The organism is Eximiradius sp. (genome assembly GCA_937127445.1).
GTDB lineage: Bacteria > Bacteroidota > Ignavibacteria > Kapaibacteriales > UBA2268 > JAKIZO01.
The window spans coordinates 1-18,813 of the sequence record CAKZLY010000007.1 but is presented as its reverse complement, the minus strand read 5'-3'; the positions used below and the strand labels follow the sequence as shown (position 1 = coordinate 18,813).

Annotated in this window: 13 protein-coding genes; 7 read left to right on the top strand and 6 right to left on the bottom strand. The window is 35.4% G+C overall.

Annotated elements, in window-relative coordinates; translation table 11 throughout:
• Positions 1 to 16 precede the first annotated feature (16 nt).
• Entirely contained in the window at positions 17 to 2,302 is a 2,286-nt protein-coding gene (locus tag AC6QZF_RS01595) for a heme lyase CcmF/NrfE family subunit (protein ID WP_499798133.1), read from the top strand.
• A 109-nt stretch (positions 2,303 to 2,411) separates the two neighbouring features.
• On the opposite strand, the gene AC6QZF_RS01590 is transcribed toward AC6QZF_RS01595, so the two are convergent.
• Complete coding sequence (locus tag AC6QZF_RS01590; RefSeq protein WP_499798132.1) at positions 2,412 to 3,938, bottom strand: HAL/PAL/TAL family ammonia-lyase; 1,527 nt, start codon at positions 3,936 to 3,938, stop codon at positions 2,412 to 2,414.
• Between the two features lie 159 nt (positions 3,939 to 4,097).
• Here AC6QZF_RS01590 and trkA point away from each other — a divergent pair, with 159 nt between their 5' ends.
• From trkA to AC6QZF_RS01560, 6 genes are all read left to right on the top strand, one after another.
• Positions 4,098 to 5,441 carry a Trk system potassium transporter TrkA gene (gene trkA, locus AC6QZF_RS01585; RefSeq protein WP_499798131.1) on the top strand — a complete coding sequence of 448 codons (1,344 nt, stop codon included), beginning with the start codon at positions 4,098 to 4,100 and terminating at the stop codon, positions 5,439 to 5,441.
• 5 nt (positions 5,442 to 5,446) lie between these two features.
• Entirely contained in the window at positions 5,447 to 6,904 is a 1,458-nt protein-coding gene (locus tag AC6QZF_RS01580; protein WP_499798130.1) for a TrkH family potassium uptake protein, read from the top strand.
• The gene (locus tag AC6QZF_RS01575; RefSeq protein WP_499798129.1) at positions 6,904 to 8,361 is read left to right on the top strand and encodes a TrkH family potassium uptake protein; all 1,458 of its coding nucleotides are present in this window, start codon (positions 6,904 to 6,906) and stop codon (positions 8,359 to 8,361) included. The genes AC6QZF_RS01580 and AC6QZF_RS01575 overlap by 1 nt, the downstream gene beginning before the upstream one ends.
• A 76-nt stretch (positions 8,362 to 8,437) precedes the next feature.
• Positions 8,438 to 9,442: a tryptophan--tRNA ligase gene (trpS, locus tag AC6QZF_RS01570; RefSeq protein ID WP_499798128.1), complete on the top strand. Its 1,005-nt coding sequence runs from the start codon at positions 8,438 to 8,440 to the stop codon at positions 9,440 to 9,442.
• A gap of 3 nt (positions 9,443 to 9,445) precedes the next feature.
• Positions 9,446 to 10,561 carry an alpha/beta hydrolase gene (locus AC6QZF_RS01565; RefSeq protein ID WP_499798127.1) on the top strand — a complete coding sequence of 372 codons (1,116 nt, stop codon included), beginning with the start codon at positions 9,446 to 9,448 and terminating at the stop codon, positions 10,559 to 10,561.
• Positions 10,561 to 11,355: a TrmH family RNA methyltransferase gene (locus AC6QZF_RS01560; protein ID WP_499798126.1), complete on the top strand. Its 795-nt coding sequence runs from the start codon at positions 10,561 to 10,563 to the stop codon at positions 11,353 to 11,355. The genes AC6QZF_RS01565 and AC6QZF_RS01560 overlap by 1 nt, the downstream gene beginning before the upstream one ends.
• Here the strand turns inward: AC6QZF_RS01560 and AC6QZF_RS01555 are convergent.
• From AC6QZF_RS01555 to AC6QZF_RS01535, 5 genes are all read right to left on the bottom strand, one after another.
• Complete coding sequence (locus AC6QZF_RS01555; RefSeq protein WP_499798125.1) at positions 11,347 to 12,834, bottom strand: NADH-quinone oxidoreductase subunit N; 1,488 nt, start codon at positions 12,832 to 12,834, stop codon at positions 11,347 to 11,349. The genes AC6QZF_RS01560 and AC6QZF_RS01555 overlap by 9 nt on opposite strands.
• Before the next feature lie 6 nt (positions 12,835 to 12,840).
• Complete coding sequence (locus AC6QZF_RS01550) at positions 12,841 to 14,430, bottom strand: complex I subunit 4 family protein (protein ID WP_499798124.1); 1,590 nt, start codon at positions 14,428 to 14,430, stop codon at positions 12,841 to 12,843.
• A 29-nt stretch (positions 14,431 to 14,459) separates the two neighbouring features.
• Positions 14,460 to 16,430, bottom strand: coding sequence for an NADH-quinone oxidoreductase subunit L (gene nuoL / locus AC6QZF_RS01545; RefSeq protein ID WP_499798123.1), 1,971 nt, complete (start codon positions 16,428 to 16,430; stop codon positions 14,460 to 14,462).
• Between the two features lie 165 nt (positions 16,431 to 16,595).
• Entirely contained in the window at positions 16,596 to 17,990 is a 1,395-nt protein-coding gene (locus AC6QZF_RS01540; protein WP_499798122.1) for a BatD family protein, read from the bottom strand.
• Positions 17,990 to 18,813 (bottom strand): NADH-ubiquinone oxidoreductase-F iron-sulfur binding region domain-containing protein (locus AC6QZF_RS01535; protein WP_499798121.1); only part of this gene is annotated, 824 nt, incomplete at its 5' end. The genes AC6QZF_RS01540 and AC6QZF_RS01535, both read right to left, overlap by 1 nt.

Below are 18,813 nucleotides of genomic sequence, written 5' to 3'. Positions count from 1 at the left end.
ATTTTTTAGGTTATTTATGATCGGTAAATTATCCATATACGTTTCTCTAATTTTCTCTTTATTATCTACTCTTTTTTACTTTTTAGCCTTAAAGAACAGAAAGAATATAAAAATTGCAGAATATTCCTATTGGGGACTTTTTGCTGCAATTGTTTTTGCTTCTGCGTTTCTTTTGTCGAATATTCTCTCATATAATTTTCAATACTACTACATCTGGTCTTATTCTTCAAGAGAATTGCCACTTGGATTGCTAATTACCTCTTTCTATTCCGGGCAAGAAGGCTCTATTTTGCTTTGGGCACTGATGATGGTGCTTATTGGCTTCTTTTTGCAACCTTATGCCAAAAAACACGGTTACCAGGAATTAGTAATGGGGTTTTATTCTCTAATACTGGTATTCCTGACTTTGATGCTCGTTTCAAAGAGCCCATTTCAGTACATTTGGGAAGCATTCACTGATAGCGGAACTCCCGTTGGATTTACTCCTCCAAACGGTCGTGGTCTAAATCCAATTTTGCAAAATTACTGGAACGCTATTCATCCACCAATTGTTTTTGCTGGATATGCAATGATGAGCGTCCCTTTTGTATTTGCAGTAGCAGGATTAATCAAGAGGGAATATCATAACTGGATCGAGATCTCTTTACCTTGGACACTTGCGGCTACAGGTATTCTTGGACTTGGGATTATGCTCGGTGGCTTTTGGGCATATGAGGTGCTTGGTTGGGGTGGCTTTTGGGGGTGGGACCCAGTCGAAAACGCATCGCTTCTTCCTTGGCTCGTCGCTGTTGCTCTTGTTCATACCATGCTTGTTCAGAGACGTACAAAAGGACTTGTCCGAACTAATTTTGTAATTGCTATTATTTCTTTCACTTTGGTGCTTTATGCAACATTTTTAACTCGTAGTGGTGTTTTAGGCGATATTTCTGTTCATTCTTTTGGTGAGCCTGGCAAGTTTATTTATTCTTTATTGGTGGTCTCGCTTGCTGTTTTCTTTTTAATTGGCATAATTTCGCTAATTATCCGTTCAAATGAAATTTCTACTATTTCCGGAGCAATTGATTTCAAAGGAAGTTCGCGTGAATTTTTCCTGTCTCTTGGTTCGATTATTCTTTTTGCTATTGCAATAATTGTTTTTATTGGAACTAACTGGCCTCTTTTTACAGAAATTTTGGGTTCTCAAAAGTCTAGTGTTGATATTTCTTTCTACGATAAATGGAATTTGCCTTTTGCTATCTTGATGTTATTAACAAGTGCTTTTTCTCTTTACTTACACTGGCATTCTACGGATTTTAAAAGCAAAATAAACAGAATTTCTATTTCATTATCTATTTCAATTGTTTTGTCATTGATTGTTTTTTGGTTAGGTATCAATTCTGTTACTTACCTCATGCTTGCTTTTGCTGCAATTTACACTATTATTGTTAATCTTGAATTTATTATTCGCAACTGGAAATCTTACAAATATAGCTTCGGGATTTATATTTCTCATATGGGGGTGGCTTTCCTTCTGCTTGGTGCATTGATTTCTGGTGCATATTCTTCCACTCAGCACGTTACTCTTGCTCTCGGCGATAAAACCAATGTGTTTGGTTACGACATCACTTTCGAAAAAATCAACCAAATCGAAAAGCATTTTCAGGATAGAGAAAAATATGAATTTATCATTACTGCAAAAAAAGGTGAAAACACGCATACTTTAAAACCAATCTTCTATTGGAGCGATTTCAACGACCGTATGGCGCCTTTTCTCGAGCCCGGTATTATTGAAAAACCTTGTTATGATATTTACATTTCACCTAAATCAACAGAAAGAAAGTCAAATTTACCAATGGTTTTGCTTGCTCGCGAAGAAGTGTCAAAAGTGCCACTCGATACTTCTTTGCAAATCAAGATGCTCGGGTTTGATATGAACCACGCAATGGAAATGTCGGCGGATAATAGAGTAAGATTAGGCGTTGCTGTTGAAATTACTTTGTCAAACGAAAAATATGTCGATACTCTATATTCAGCAATAGACATTAATTCTAAGGAAGGCATCCCAGAAATGAGGCAAATCCCAGGAACAAATATTATGGTTGGTTTTTCAGAACTTATTGCGATGATGCAAGGTGGCTCGCAAGCTGCATTTGTTTTTCAACGTGAGGGTGAACCAATTGCTGAGCCTGTTCAACTTTTCTCTTTTGACTTCGCTATCAAACCATTTATCAATTTTGTATGGCTCGGCACTATTTTAATAGTAGTTGGATTTTTCTGGGCTATTTTTCGTCATAAAAAAGAAAGAAAGCAAGTAAATTCCTAATCTTTCTTATTTATTGATATTTAGCAGTTCTTTGAAAATAAAAGGGGCTCAACAAATGCAGCCCCTTTATTATTTAAAAGATGTTTGATAAAAACGACTTATTTACAATTTATTCTTCTAAACTACCAATTTCAGCTTCAACTGCATCCAAAATTTCACCAGATTTTACCAATTCCTTCATCTTATTATGGTCGTTGTAAAGTGGTCTATCAACATCAAGGAAATCGACATATTTACGAATTACTTTGCGAGCAACTTCGACACCTCGACCATTCTTGAAATTACGGAAGTCCAGTGCTTGGGCAGCAGCCATAAACTCAATGCCAAGAATACCATAAGCATTGTCCAAAATTTGATGATTTTTGAGTGCAGTATTCATTCCCATCGAAACAAAGTCTTCTTGGTCGGCAGCAGCTGGGATTGATTGAATCGATGCAGGGTTTGAGAGTATTCTTTGTTCAACAATTAACATATCCGCAGTGTATTGGCTCAACATCATTCCTGAGAACATACCTGCTCCCTTTGTCAAAAATGCTGGCAATCCCTGGCTCAAAGCGGGATTGAGCAATCTGTTTAATCGGCGTTCTGATAATACGCATACCATTGTAATAGACGCACCTGCCATATCCATTGGAAGCGATACAGGTGTTCCCTGAAAATTAGCGCCGGTTAATGTTAAATTATCCTCTGGAATGAAAATAGGATTATCGCCAACTCCGTTCAGCTCAGTTTCAACTTGCTTGCGAGCATAAGCCAGTGCATCGTGTGCCGCTCCAATCACTTGCGGTGTTGAACGCATTGAATAAGCATCTTGAACCTTAGTTTTTACTTTTCCAGAAAGCAAATCGCTACCTTCTAAACATTTTTTTATTGCTTTGGCACTTCTTATTGCTCCGGGAAAGCCACGTAATTCATGCAAACGCTTGTCGTAAGGCTTCATATTAGCAAGCAAAGCTTCGAGCGACATTGCAGCCGCAATTTCTGCCATTTTCAAAATGCGATTGAATTCCCAGATGTGAATTGCACTCATTGCTGTTAATACATTTGAGCCATTAATTGTTGCAAGTCCGTCGCGTGCTTTAAGTCCCGGTATCGGTATGCCGGCACGCTCGAACGCTATTTTGCCAGGCAGGCGTTCGCTCTGGTAAAAAGCTTCGCCTTCACCCATCATCAGCAATGCTATCTGAGACATAGGTGATAGGTCGCCACAAGCACCTACTGAACCTTTGTTACAAACGACAGGTGTTACGCCTTTATTTAGCATTTCGACAAGCGTTTGAGTTATTTCAGGACGGCATCCCGAATTTCCATGCGCGTGCACATTTACTCGCCCAAGCATTGCACCACGCACATATTCAATCGGCAACGGCTCGCCAATTCCTGCTGAGTGATTATATATTAAATACTTTTGAAATTCCTTGATCTGTTCATCAGTCAATACTATTTCTGAAAACTCACCAATACCAGTGTTAACGCCATACATTATTTCTCGTGCTTCAATCTTTTTCTCCAACATCTGACGGCATATTTTAATTCTTTCAATTGCTTTTTCGTCTAATGTGATTTTGGCACCTTTGCGGGCTACTTTAACAACTTGTTCAATTGTCAAACTATGACCATCAATAACAAACGACATAATTCCCTCATTTTTAATAAATAAATCTTTAAATATTTATCAAAAATACTATAAATGACTTTAAAAAGCAATATGTATAAGAAACTACTTATTATAATTTCATTACGCTTTATTGATAATTTTTGATAATTTTGTTTTTTTTAAATAAGGTATTGAAAAATGAATATTGCAATTGTTGGCGTTGGTAGTATCGGGTATCAACTCGCAAAACGCTTCACTTTATTCGAAGGAGACATTGTAATTATCGAACAAAATCCTGAACGAGCTGAATATGCTCGCGAACACTTAGATGCAATGGTTATCGAAGGCAATGCTACTGATTACGAAGTTCTTAAATCTGCTCAGATCGACAAAATGGATGCTTTTGTTGCTCTTACCAGAAATGATGAGATTAATCTTCTTGCTTGCAAATTAGCAAGAAAAATGGGTGTCCAGACAACTATTGCTCGTATTAAAAATGCTCAATACCTCAATCCTAATTTTATCGTACCAAAAGAGGAATTTGGTGTCGATCTTATGGTTCATCCCGAACAAGAAACTGCCAAAGCAATTGTACGCTTAATTAATCTGGCTTCCTCTACTGATTCTATTGAATTCGAAAATGGAAAAGTTCATTTTACAGGTATCAGAATTGACTCACATTTGGATATTCTTAGAATACCACTTGCTGAACTCGGGACTAAATATGAGCATATCCCAATGAGAATTGTCGCGATCAAACGTAATTTGCGAACTATTATTCCCCGTGGGAGCGATTTCCTAATGAAAGGAGATCAAATTTTCTTCACTTGCGATCCTAATTATTTCGAAGAACTTCTTGAAATTTTTGGCAAGAAAAACGTTAAAATAGAAGATGTGATGATCATCGGAGGCGGACAAATTGCTTACTTCATTTCTGAAAGATTACAAAACGACTTGAATATTAAAATTATTGAAAAAGACGAGAAAAAAGCAACTGAAATAGCTAACCAATTGAGAGATACTCTAATTATTCATGGCGACGGGGGTGATCTCGACTTGCTTACATTAGAGGGACTACCTGATATGGACGAGTTCATTGCTATTACTGGCGACGACGAAACAAATATTATTACAAGCATTATCGCAAAACATCTAAAAGTGCCACGAGCTATTACTCTGATAAACAAAAACGAATACTTGCCACTTTCCGGTACTCTCGGACTCGATGCTGTTGTAAGCAAGCAACAAATTACAGTTAATGTTATTGAGAGCTTCATCAAACGCCAATCTATTGCTAATGTAGTTGAATTGCCGGGTATTGAAGCGGAGATAACAATGTATATAGCTAAACCAAAGTCCAAAATTACCACTAAACCTCTTAAAAATTTAGATTTCCCGCGTGGTGCTATTGTTGGAGCAATTATTGACCGCAATGATAACTTAATAATTCCAACTGGTGATACTCATATCAACGAAGGCGACAAAGTACTTATTCTATGCACAACTGAACAAATTAAAATTGTTGAAAAATTATTCAACTAAACTCTATGAATTTTAAAATTGTTACAAAGATCCTTGGCTTGATACTAATTTTTCTCAGCTTTACAATGCTACTTCCTTTACCATTCTCGTATTTCTACAATAGCCAGGATCAAGCAAGTTTTATCTTTTCTTTTAGTATCACCTTTTTAGTTGGAATTTTAGCATTTTTTTCTTCGAAAAGGAATCTTGGTGTAAGCCAAAAAGATATCCATCCCAAAGAAGGCTTTGCTATTGTAGGATTTGGTTGGGTGGTATTGTCTGTGTTCGGTGCTTTGCCTTTTTATATTTCGGGTGCGATACCGTCTTACACAGATGCGTTTTTTGAAACAATGTCTGGTTTTACTACTACGGGTGCTTCAATTCTCTCAAACATAGAGGCTTTGCCAAAAGGTATTCTTTTTTGGAGAAGTTTTACTCACTGGATAGGTGGTATGGGTATTATTCTATTCTCAATAGCCATTCTACCTTTCCTTGGTGTTGCAGGTATGCAATTGTTCAAAGCCGAAGTTCCAGGCCCAACTGCCGACAAACTAACCCCTCGAATTACTGAAACAGCTAAAATTTTATGGGGCGTTTATTTCCTTTTTACAATTATCGAAACAGTTCTATTAATATTTGCAGGTATGAACCTTTTTGATGCCTTATGCCATACTTTTGGCACTATGGCGACAGGTGGTTTCTCTACAAAAAATGCTAGTATTGCTGCATATAATAATCCTATGATCGATTATATCATTATTGTGTTTATGATTATTGCCGGTGCAAATTTTGCTTTGCATTATAGAACTTTATCAGGAAACTTTCGTGAATTGTTCAAAAACGAGGAATTAAAATATTATTTTCTTGTTATTATTTTTGCCTCTGCTTTTGTTGCTTTCGATATTTTTAAAACTAATTATGCAAATTTATCAGATTCAATCAGATATGGATTATTTCAGGTAGTTTCTATAATGACTACTACCGGATATGGGACTTTCGATTACGAAAAACTCAGTGCTACAACGCATTTTATATTATTAATACTTATGTTTATTGGGGGGTGCGCTGGTTCGACAGGGGGAGGTTTGAAAGTTATTCGCTCTATTATCCTTACAAAATATGTTTATACTGAAATCAAAAGATTAATTCATCCAAAAGCAATTATTCCTGTTCGCTTTGGGGGGAAAGCAATCGAGAAAAATATTTTATCTAATATTTCTGCTTTTTTCATAATATACTTGCTCATTTCTATATTTTCAATATTTTTTATAACTCTACTTCGAGTAGATATGGTAACATCTATTGGTGCAGTTGCTGCTTGTATTAATAATATTGGTCCCGGACTTGCTGATGTCGGTCCCACAGATAATTATTCTCATTTTCACCCATTTGTTAAATGGTACCTTTCTTTTCTTATGTTGCTTGGACGTCTCGAAATTTTTACAATATTAGTTTTACTTACACCTGCTTTCTGGAAAAAGTAATGAAAATTAAATCCATTATTCAAATTTTATCACTTATTGTTGGATGCATAGGATTATTTATGTTGCTTCCTATGCTTTATTCTATTGTTAGCGGTGAAAAAACAACATTTAGTTTCTTCATCTCTTTTTTAGTGCTCTGCGGAACAGGTTTTTCTCTTTATTTCGTCCTGAAAACTCAACAAAAAGACAATGATAAGAAATTATCAATTCGAGATGGTTTTTTTATTGTTACTTTTGCTTGGATAGTAACGATTATTTCAGGTACTTTACCTTATCTGATAAGTGGTGCAATCCCTAATTTTACTGATGCTTTTTTTGAAAGTGCTTCTGGATTTACTACTACAGGTTCTTCCATATTAACAGATATTGAAAAATTACCGAAAAGCATTTTGCTTTGGCGAAGCCTTACTCATTGGATTGGTGGAGTTGGAATTGTTGTTATTGCTCTTTCTGTTATGCCAATATTAGGGGTTGCAGGTATGCAGCTTTTTAAAGCTGAAACTCCTGGCCCTACAACTGATAAACTTTCGCCACGCATAAAAGAAACAGCGAGAATTATCGGATTTGTTTATTTAATTATTACAGCTTTTATTCTGGTTTTGTACTTGTTTGTTGGTATGTCTTTTTATGATGCGGTTTGTCATGCTTTTGGTACTATTGCAACCGGTGGTTTCTCTCCTAAAAATGCGAGTATTGGTTATTACAATAGTCCTTTGGTAGAGTATGCCGTAATTTTTTGTATGTTTATTTCTGCTGTAAATTTTTCATTGCACTATTCTGCTTTGAAAGGTTCTTTTAAAGCTTACTTAAAAAGCGAAGAACTAAAATGGTTTGTTTTCATTATTCTATTTTCTTCACTATTAATATCAATTTTTCTCTTTTTTGACGGCAATAAAACTATTGAAAATGCATTCCGAAGTTCTCTTTTCTATGTAGTTTCATTAATTTCTACAACTGGATTTGGAACAGAAGATTATGAAAAATGGAATTACGGAGCTCAACTGTTATTAATTACTCTAATGTATTTAGGTGGTATGGCTGGTTCTACCTCCGGTGGTATCAAGCAAATTCGCTTCATTATCGTTATTAAATTAATTTACTCCGAAATTAAAAAACATATACATCCACAAGCGGTTATTCCTGTAAAAATCAATGGACAACCTGTTGAGAGAAAAATTGCAGTTAACATTTTAATTTTCACACTTTTCTATGCTTTTATTTCAGCAGCTGCCGTTATAATATTATGCCTTAACAGTGTTGATATCCCAACATCTATTGGAGCCGTTGCCGCAACAATGAATGGTGTTGGCCCAGGTATTGGTTTAGTCGGTCCAGTAGAGAACTATTCAGTACTCCCAGATTTTGCAAAATGGATTCTTTGCGGTTGTATGCTATTAGGACGTCTCGAAATTTTCACAATATTAGTTTTGTTTACGCCTACATTCTGGAAGAAGTAAGCGTTTCTTCTTACTTTTTTTTCTAACTTTTTGTAAATTGCATGCTTGTTATGTTTTAATTTATCTATTTGTGTATATGGATGCGGATAACAAGAAAATTATTTTAAGTGGAATTACACCCTCCGGAATTCTTACAATTGGTCATTTAACAGGTGCTTTAATAAATTGGGTGAAACTTCAATCAGAATACGATTGCTATTTTATGATAGCCGACCTTCACGCAATTACTGTGAGGCAAAATCCATCTGAACTTCGTCAGCGAACTCTCGATACTGCCGCTATGTTCCTTGCTTGTGGCATTTCTTCCGAAACGAGCACTCTTTTTATCCAATCTCATGTATCTGCTCATAGTCAGCTTGCCTGGGTGTTAAATACTTTTACTGGTATGGGTGAATGCTCAAAAATGACACAATTCAAAGATAAATCAAAAAAGCATTCTGAAAATGTAAATGTTGGACTCTTTGCATATCCAATTTTAATGGCTGCAGATATTCTGCTCTATCAAGCAGATTTAGTCCCAGTCGGCGAAGACCAAAAGCAACATCTCGAACTTACTCGCAATCTTGCTCAACGCTTCAATCATTATTATTCCGATACTTTCAAAATGCCCGAACCATTTATTCCAGAAGTTGGTGCGCGTATAATGAGCTTGCAAAACCCAACTGCCAAAATGTCCAAGTCTGATGAAAACAAAAATTCTACAATCTTTTTAAACGATAAGCCCGAAGAAATTCGAAATAAAATAAAACGCGCTGTTACTGATAGCGATACTGTTGTTCGTTATGATGAAGAGAACAAACCGGGAGTCTCAAATCTTATCCAACTCTATTGCATTGCTACCGGAAAATCTATTACCGAAATCGAAAAACAATTCGAAGGCGTCGGCTATGGCGACTTCAAAGCAGAGGTTGCAGATAAAGTTGCAGAATATATTCGTCCAATCAGCGAACGTTTCGCTGAAATTTCCAGTAACAAAAAGTATTTACAGGATGTTTTATCTTTCGGTGCTGAAAAAGCTAATAAAGTAGCGATGAAAACATTGCGTAAAGTCTATAAAAAAGTTGGGCTTGTGAGCTTTTAATTTATGAAATACAAATTTTTTGTTTTTCTTATTGCTTTATTGTTTCAGGTTGAGAATACATTCTCGCAAAACGGTTCGCTTCGCGATGTTACAATAATAAGTCAGAAAAACGGAAAACCTATTTCGTTTAGCTTGTATTTACCTTCCGATTACGAAAAGTCAAACAAGGCTTATCCTGTTATCTATCACTTGCATAGTTTAGGTGATAATTTTCGGAGCACATGGCGCCCACTTGTAATTAAATATATCAACTATGCTGTTAATTTAGGTATCATCGATGATTGCATTATCGTATTTCCAGATGGCTATGAAAATAGCATGTGGGGAAATAGTGCCGACGGATCAAAAACTGCAGAATCCGATCTTATTGACGAGATAATCCCATTTGTTGATTATTTTTATAGGACTGTACCTTATCGCGAGTTTCGCTTTATTCAAGGTTTTTCAATGGGTGGATTTGGTGCAGTAAAATTTCTTTCCAAATATCCTGATTTATTCGCAAAAGCCGTCTCATTAGATGGTGGGATGAGAACTTGGGCTTCATTGCTTAGCGGACGCCCTCAAATTGCAAGGGATGTCTTTTACAACAACGAAAATTTATTCTATGAGTTTGCTCCCTGGAAATATATTAGCTCTAATTCTGATATTTTAAGTCTTGATACATTATTTTACATTTCAGTTGGTGATTTCAAATCTCTCAATCAAACTTTTGCCGATAGTCTCTCTTATTATGGCATTCCTTTCGTTTATTCTCCTACCTTGTGCAAGCACGATATTGATTGCTTACTCGACCGTGAATGGCTAAATATTGCTGAATTTTATTCTAAATCCACTACAAAAACTAACGATGTTAATGCGAAAATTGTGTCGTCCCCGCTTCGCAATTCACAAAATTCGATACTAATTATTAATTACTCTCTTGAAAAAGTTGGACGCACAAAAATTGATTTGTTCGATACCGATGGCAACCTAATTATGAATATTGTCAATGAATTCGAAGTATCCGGTGAATTCAGAAAAGATATTCAACTCAACGGTAATCTTAAAAAAGATAAGTATATTTTGGTCTATGATGTCCCTAATCAAAAACGTATTCGAAAAGTTATTCTCATTAAGTAATGAACTTCAATTATTTAGATAATTTTGAATTTCTTCCAACTGAGCTGGATTTTTTCTGTAATATTTGTTTTACTCCAAAATCTCACATCAAAAACAATGTGTTTCTTACAGAGGGCATAGTTTCATTCAGAAAATTGCTCGAAAGCAATCTTGAAATAATATCGGTGCTCACAACTGATAAATATATAAATATAATTCAAGAATTCTCTTGCAGATTTTCTAATGCTAAAATTTTTATTGCCCCTGATAAAAAGTTCATAGAAAATATTATTGGCTTTTCGCCTAACGAACCAATCTACGCCATTGTCAAAATTCCACCTCTTTCAAATACAGAGGTTCTTGGGAACAAAATTGTTTTTCTCGATGGCGTCTCAAAACAGGAAAATGTTGGTTCAATAATCCGTAATGCAACCGCTTTTGATATTGATTCGCTCATATATTCAACTGAAAGTTGCTTTCCGTATCTTCGTAGAGTTGTTCGTGTTTCGCTCGGTTGTGTGTTTTCTATGAAAATTGCTCATTCTGCAAATCCATTAAAAACACTTGAAAATTTAAGAAAATTGGGCTATTCAATTATCGCAGTAGAGCAATCAGATAAGTCAAAAGATATTTCTTCGAGCAATAATTATGATAAGGCTTGTTTTATTTTCGGCAACGAAAGTAAAGGCATAAGATCTTCTATTTTAGAAATTGCTGACGAAATTATTGAAATTAAAACAAATAAAAAAGTAGGCTCGCTTAATGTCGCGACCTGCTCTGCAATAGTTTTCTGGAAGTATTCAAATTTACCTTAAATATAACAACAATTCTATCAAGTAGCTGGGAAATATTCCAAGCAAAACAGTTAAAGCTGCTGAAATAAGTAATGTAAAACCAGCTGCTCGCGGCTCGCTTGTGTCTAATATTTGCTCAGTTGCTTCGCGAAAATATATGTAAATAAGCAACCGCAAATAGAAATATACAGAAATAAGCGACGATACAATCCCAACAATCGTAAGCCAGAGATAGCCAGCGTCAATAGCCGTCTTGAAAATATAATATTTCCCGAAAAATCCTGCGAATGGTGGTATTCCAGCAAGCGACAGAAGAAATACAACCATCATTGCTGCAATAAATGGACGAGTTTTATATAATCCTGAATAATGAGAAAAATCAAGATATTCGCCATCTTTGTCTTCGAGATTTGCAACAATTGCAAATGAACCAATTTGCATAAAAACGTAAACTGCTGCATAGAACGAAGCTCCAGCCCAGCCATCAGGTGTGTTAGCAACAATTCCCATCAGCATATATCCTGCATGAGCTACCGATGAATACGCAAGCATCCTTTTTACATTGTTCTGAGCAATTGCCGTAATATTCCCAACAAGCATTGTTGCCGCGGAAAGCACCGCTAATATATTCTGTAAAGTGATAATATGATTACTATCTAAGGTCCTTATTGCAACAAACATTATGTTTTTACCAATTAAAATAAGTGCGAAAATTGCTGCTGCTTTCCCAGCTGTACTTAAAAATCCAGAAATAACTGTTGGTGCTCCGTGATAAACGTCAGGTGCCCACTGATGAAATGGGAAAGCTGCTATTTTGAACGAAAGCCCAATAAATACAAGTGTTATCCCCAAAATCAAATATAAATTATTATAATCTTGTGCTGTTATTTTTTGTGAGATTGTCTGAAAAGTCAAAGTTCCAGTTGCACCATAAATCAAGGCTATTCCATATAACAAAAATCCTGACGCAAATGCCCCAAGTAGAAAATATTTCAATGCGGCTTCTACAGAAGTTACCCTCTTGCGGAAATATCCCGCAAGCACATAGAAAGTAATAGACATAAATTCAATGCCAATGAACATTAAAAGCAAATCAGCTGAATGCGCTATCATCATCATTCCGCTTGTTGCTAAAACAACGAGCGAATAGAATTCTTTATATTCAAACTCTGCTCTTTCATTATATTCACGTGCCGCAATAATTGTCAGCAGTGCTGCAATTCCAAAAATCACGTCAAAAATATATGCATACCCATTGTATGCAAGCATTCCCATAGAAATTGGATGAATTACCAGATTATTGGCTTCATTATAATATTGACTAAATAATATCCAACCCGCTGAGCAAATTGTTATGGATAATATTGCTATCGCAAAAATATAATTAATGATCTTATTTTTTCCCGTTATTGCATCAAAAATAACCAGCAATATACCCATTGCCGATATAAAAAAAATCGGGAATCCAAGCGACAACTCTTTTATTATTTCATTTGCCATATTTTTTTACTGATTGTTTTTAATATTTGTGTTATTTGGTTTAGAAATTTCTGGAATAACCGGCAATTCATACCTTTCTTTGCCGAATTTTATTCTTTCCAATTTATTTACAAGTTTTTTTGTCGAATTTTCAGATAATTTCAAGAATGTTGAAGGATAAACACCTATCCAAACAATAAATAATACAATAGGAAGAAAAGTTGCCCACTCGCGCTTATTAATATCTTTAAGCCCGCGATTGGCTGGATTTGTAATTGTGCCAAACATTACCCGTCTGAACATCCAAAGCAAATAAACTGCTGCAAAAATTACACCTGTTGCTGCAATTACAGTAAACCAGATTGAACCAAGAAATGGCGATTTGAATGCGCCTAATAATGTTAGAAATTCCCCTACAAATCCATTAAGCCCAGGCAGACCAACAGAAGCAAGCATTGCAATCCCCAAAAATACTGTAAATGCCGGCATAATTCGGGCTATCCCGCCAAATTCTTCTATTTCGCGAGTATGCCGACGCTCATAAAGAACACCCACACAAAGGAATAACATCCCTGTCGAAAGCCCATGGTTTACCATTTGTATTATCCCACCCTGTATGCCTTCCACTGTCATTGAGAAAATTCCAAGCACAACAAATCCTAAATGGCTAACAGATGAGTATGCAACGAGACGTTTTACGTCCGATTGCACCATAGCAACCAATGCACCATATACAATTCCAAACACTGCCAGCCACGAAATTAGTGAAGTATACAAAAAACTTGCTTGTGGGAAAAGTTCCAAATTGAAACGAATTAAGCCATAAGTCCCCATTTTAAGCAATACACCAGCAAGTATAACCGAACCTGCGGTCGGTGCTTCAGTATGAGCATCAGGTAACCAGGTATGCAATGGAAAAACTGGAACTTTTATCAAAAACGAAATTGCAAATGCCCAGAATAACAATTTTTGATATTCTATTGGAATAAAGTGGCTGTATTGCCTTATTAATTCATAATTTGTTGTAAATCCATTAGGCACGTGTACAAGATGAGTGCCTATAAATTGCCCAAGCCAGATTATTCCAACCAGCATTGGCAATGAACCAAACATTGTAAATAAGAAAAACTTAACAGTTGCGTATATTCTATCTTTTCCACCCCAGATACCTATTAAAAAATACATTGGAATTAAGATGAGTTCCCAGAAAATGTAAAATAGGAACAAATCAAGAGATATAAATACACCTGTCATTGCAAATTGAAGCAATAAAAGCAGAGCATAATATGATTTTTCACGTTTTTTGATTGCATCAAACGATGAATATATCGCTATTGGCGAAATAAATGTAGTTAACAATACAAGCAAAAGCGACATACCATCTATGCCAACTCTAAATCCAATGTCAAGCGATGGTATCCATACTTTTTCATAAGTAAGTTGAAAATTTGGATTATCAGAATGAAATTTTAATAATAGGGCTATCGAAAAAATAAATGAAATTACTGAAAAACCAAATGCTACATACTTAATTAATTGCATCTGCTCTTTCTTGATGAATAATAGAGCAAATGAACCAATTAGGGGTATTAACAATGTAAGAAATAACTCAGTCATATTTATTTTTCATTAATTTTTAAACAAAACTAAAAACTTGAAACAACCCACGCAAGAATTGCTGCAATGCCTGCAATCATCAGTAATGCATAATTTTGTGCAATTCCTGTTTGTATCCTTCTCAATGTCTCTGAAATTTTCTGAACAACTGTTGCCGAACCATTAACAATTCCATCGACTACTCCTACGTCAAATTTTTTCCACAGAAAGCTACGAGAGCCATTAACTATTGGGTCAACAATCAAATAAAAATAAATTTCATCAAGATAATACTTGTTCAGCGATAAATCAAATGCAGCTTTGAACTTCTCAGCAATTCGACGAGGACGCAATAATTTATCATCACTATAATAATTTATTGCAACTTTGATACCTATCAAAGCCACAGCAATTGCAATTGCAATAAATAAATATTCAATTGCGTGCAACTCGTGTTCAAGTGGCACACCCAATATATTGTTTGATTTTGCAAAAATTGGCATTAAGAAGTTTTCGAGTGCATTCGGATGATGTGAGAACCAAAAGCCAAACACATAAGGAATACCTAAAAATCCACCGAATACAGACAAAAATGCAAGCACTGCAAGTGGGACTGTAATTACTTTAGGCGATTCGTGGGGATGCAATTTATGATGGTCAAAACGTTCTTTCCCGTGGAAAACGAGATAGACAAGACGAAACATATAAAAAGCTGTAAAAAAGGCTGCGATCGTTAGTATTAACCACCATATAAATCCACCATCATTATAGACAGCCCACAGTATAGCATCTTTCGAGAAAAATCCGCTAAATAATGGCACACCTGCAATTGCAAGCGATGCGAGTAGAAAAGTTTTATATGTAGTAGGCATATATTTTGCGAGGTTACCCATTTTCTTTATGTTTTGTTCCTCGTGCATACCGTGAATAACCGAACCCGCTCCCAGAAAGAGCAGACCTTTGAAAAATGCGTGCGTCATTACGTGAAATACACCTGCAACAAATGCCCCCGCACCAAGTGCAGCGAACATAAATCCTAACTGGCTTACAGTCGAATAAGCCAGCACTTTTTTGATATCATTTTGCGTGATACCAATTGTTGCTGCCCAAAATGCTGTAATTACACCAACAATTAAGACGACTTCCATAGTTATCGGAGCAAGCGAAAACAATACAGAGTTGCGAGCTATTAAGAAAATACCTGCTGTAACCATTGTTGCGGCGTGAATAAGTGCACTCACAGGTGTCGGACCTGCCATTGCATCAGGCAACCACACTGCCAACGGAAGCTGCGCCGATTTTCCCGTGCATCCTAAAAATAATAGCAATGTAATTGCTGTTATCAATCCCGTATCAAAATATATGCTTTTCCCTAAATAAGCTATGTCTTGAACCTCTGTGTAACTTAATGTACCGAAGTTTGCAAATATCAGAAACATTGCAATCAAAAATCCGAAATCACCTATTCGATTGACTATAAACGCCTTATTTCCCGCGTCTCCTGTCCAGGTAATCCGAACACCGGGAAATTTTCTATCATACCAAAAGCCGATAAGTAGATAAGAAGCCAAACCAACGCCTTCCCAGCCCAAAAAGGTCAATAAATAGTTGCTTGCTAATACTAAATTTAGCATCATAAAAATGAATAAATTCAAATAAGAGAAAAATCTTGCAAAACTTCTATCTCCGTGCATATAGCCAATAGAATAGACGTGTATCAAAAAACCTACGCCTGTTACAATAAGCGAAAAGAGTATAGAAAGTTGGTCAACCTGATAGGAGACCTTTACTGAAAAATCGCCCGTGGCAATCCAGGTGAATACATCTACAATATATGGTTTTGCAAGACCTGTGCTTATTATGTGAAAAAATAATATTACTGAAATTATGAAGGATATTCCAACCGTTGACGAACCAATTATTCCAATCACCTTTTCACTTTTTAAATATTTACCGAGCACCCCAATCCCAATAAACCCAAGTAATGGAAATAGTATTATTAACTGGACTAAATCAAACATAATCTATACCCGAGTTTTGTTATAATTTTATTTGTGTAACAACGAAAAAAAAATAATAATAGTTTTTAAATAAATCGATAAATTTAATTTATTCTGTATGATGAATAAATATTAATTGTTTTTTTATTTCTTATTTCTTATTTCTTATTTCTTATTTATTATTTATTATTTATTATTTATTATTTCAATTATTTCTATTCCTCTTTCTTTCAACTCTTCTATATCTAATTGCTCATCTATTTTGTAAAATCTTAATCTTTTCAACTCATTTAAATAATGTATTACCTGTTCAGTAAATTCTATGTCAAATTTTTTATTTTTCATCTTTTCCCTTATTTTATCAACAGATAACTCATCATTTTTTAATTTCAATTGCAGAACTAAAACTTCCATAATAGTCTTGAATAAAAAATCCAGAAGCAATTCACGATTAAAATTACTGAAATATCTTATTTCATCAATAATTTTTTTTCTGTTATCTTTAATATTTATTTCCTGATTAAACGCTGATTTATTACTATTTATGTTGATTTTTCTCAATAGATAAATCAGTGTCCCAAATGACAATAATCCAAGAAAAATTAAAAACCAACTTAAATAATCTTTATCTTTGCTTTCGTTGTTAGCTGTTTGTTCGATTTTTTTTATGCTTACAGTTTTTATGCTATGAGGTGGGGTGCTCAAAGAAATGAATTTTTTCTTTTGTGGGTCAAAATAGCTCAACACCTGCTCTGGAATAACAATATTGCCTTCTCTCAAAGCTTTTAATGTGTAAATAAAAGTTCTCTTGCCAAATATACCATTTTTAATTTTAATGCTATCTATTACACTTGGTTCGCCCACTATTTGCAAATAATTCGGTAATTTCAACTTTGGTGCATTAATCAAATATAGGTTCCCTGAACCAATTATTTCTATAACAAATTCAAAATTCCGATTAACGAACACTGTATCTTTTTCAATCATAGAACTTAATTGGAAATTCCCAACTGCTCCAATATAGGTTTCATCCGCTTCTAATATAGGTTTTACATTGATTTGAATTTTTTCAGATGAATATGTATTTATTTTTGAATAATATCTCTCGTCTGTTGGGAATTCAGGTGAGTATTCCAACGAAGCATTTATTTTCAAAGATAGTTCCGGAATTTCCAACACACCTTCTTTTACACTAATTACAACGTATTTTCTTATCAATGCTTTTCTGAAAACTTCGCCTCGTATGCTTTCGTATGTATATCGCAATGTCCCAATTTCTTCTTCCTCAACTAAGGCATTATTGAATTCAGGCGTTTTCTCGTTTAATACTTCTGTCAAAATTATCTTATCATTTACATACAACTCAAATTCAACAGTGAACGGTTCTCCAACGTAGCATTCTTTTTTGTTAGTTTTTGATTTAATAAAAATATTACTGGAAAAAATTCTATTTGCGTAATCATCAATTGAGATATTTCTTTGTCCGCTGCTTTGACAGGCAAATAAGCAATCTGCCGAAAGCATCCTCGCTATCGGCAGAAACAAAAGAAAAAAATATATGTAAGTATTCTTCAAACTCATTACATAGCAGGCTTATATTCCAAATTTTCGTCGAAAACCAGATTCGTTTTTGTTGCACGCTTGCCGTGAACAACATTAGGTGCAACAAAGATACGTTTTTCTTTAACTACTTTTTCGAATTCATCTCGGAACTTGATAACAAAACCTCGTACAGGCCAAGCAGCTGCATCACCAAGTGCACAAATTGTGTTACCTTCGATATTATTCGCCACATTTACCAATAAATCTAAATCGCGAACTATTCCTTCTCCGTTCGCTATTCGTTTTAATATTTTCTCCATCCAACCGCAACCTTCACGGCACGGCGTACATTGCCCACAAGATTCGTGGTGGTAGAAGTGAGCAATTCGCAAGGTAACTGCTACAATATCTGTATCTTCGTCCATAACCATTACACCAGCGGTGCCTATGTGCGTTCCCAGTTTTTTTAGCGATTCTTCGTCCATTCGAACACCTTCGATTTCATCACCTCGTAATGGTGGCATAGAAGACCCACCCGGTATCACAGCTTTAACTTTTTTCCCACCTGGGACACCACCGCAAATATCATAGATAAGTTCAGTTAGTAATATTCCAGTCGGAAGTTCATAAACACCGGGTTTATTGACGTGACCGCTTACTCCAAAAAGCAAGGTTCCAGGATGACCTTCTGCTCCAATTTTCGAATACTCTTCTGCTCCAATTTTGAAAATTGCTGGAACTGTTGCTATTGTTTCAACATTGTTAATTGTTGTTGGCATACCCCATAGCCCATTTTGAGCTGGGAATGGTGGTTTCACTCTTGGATATCCGCGTTTTCCTTCAATTGAATTCATCAGCGCTG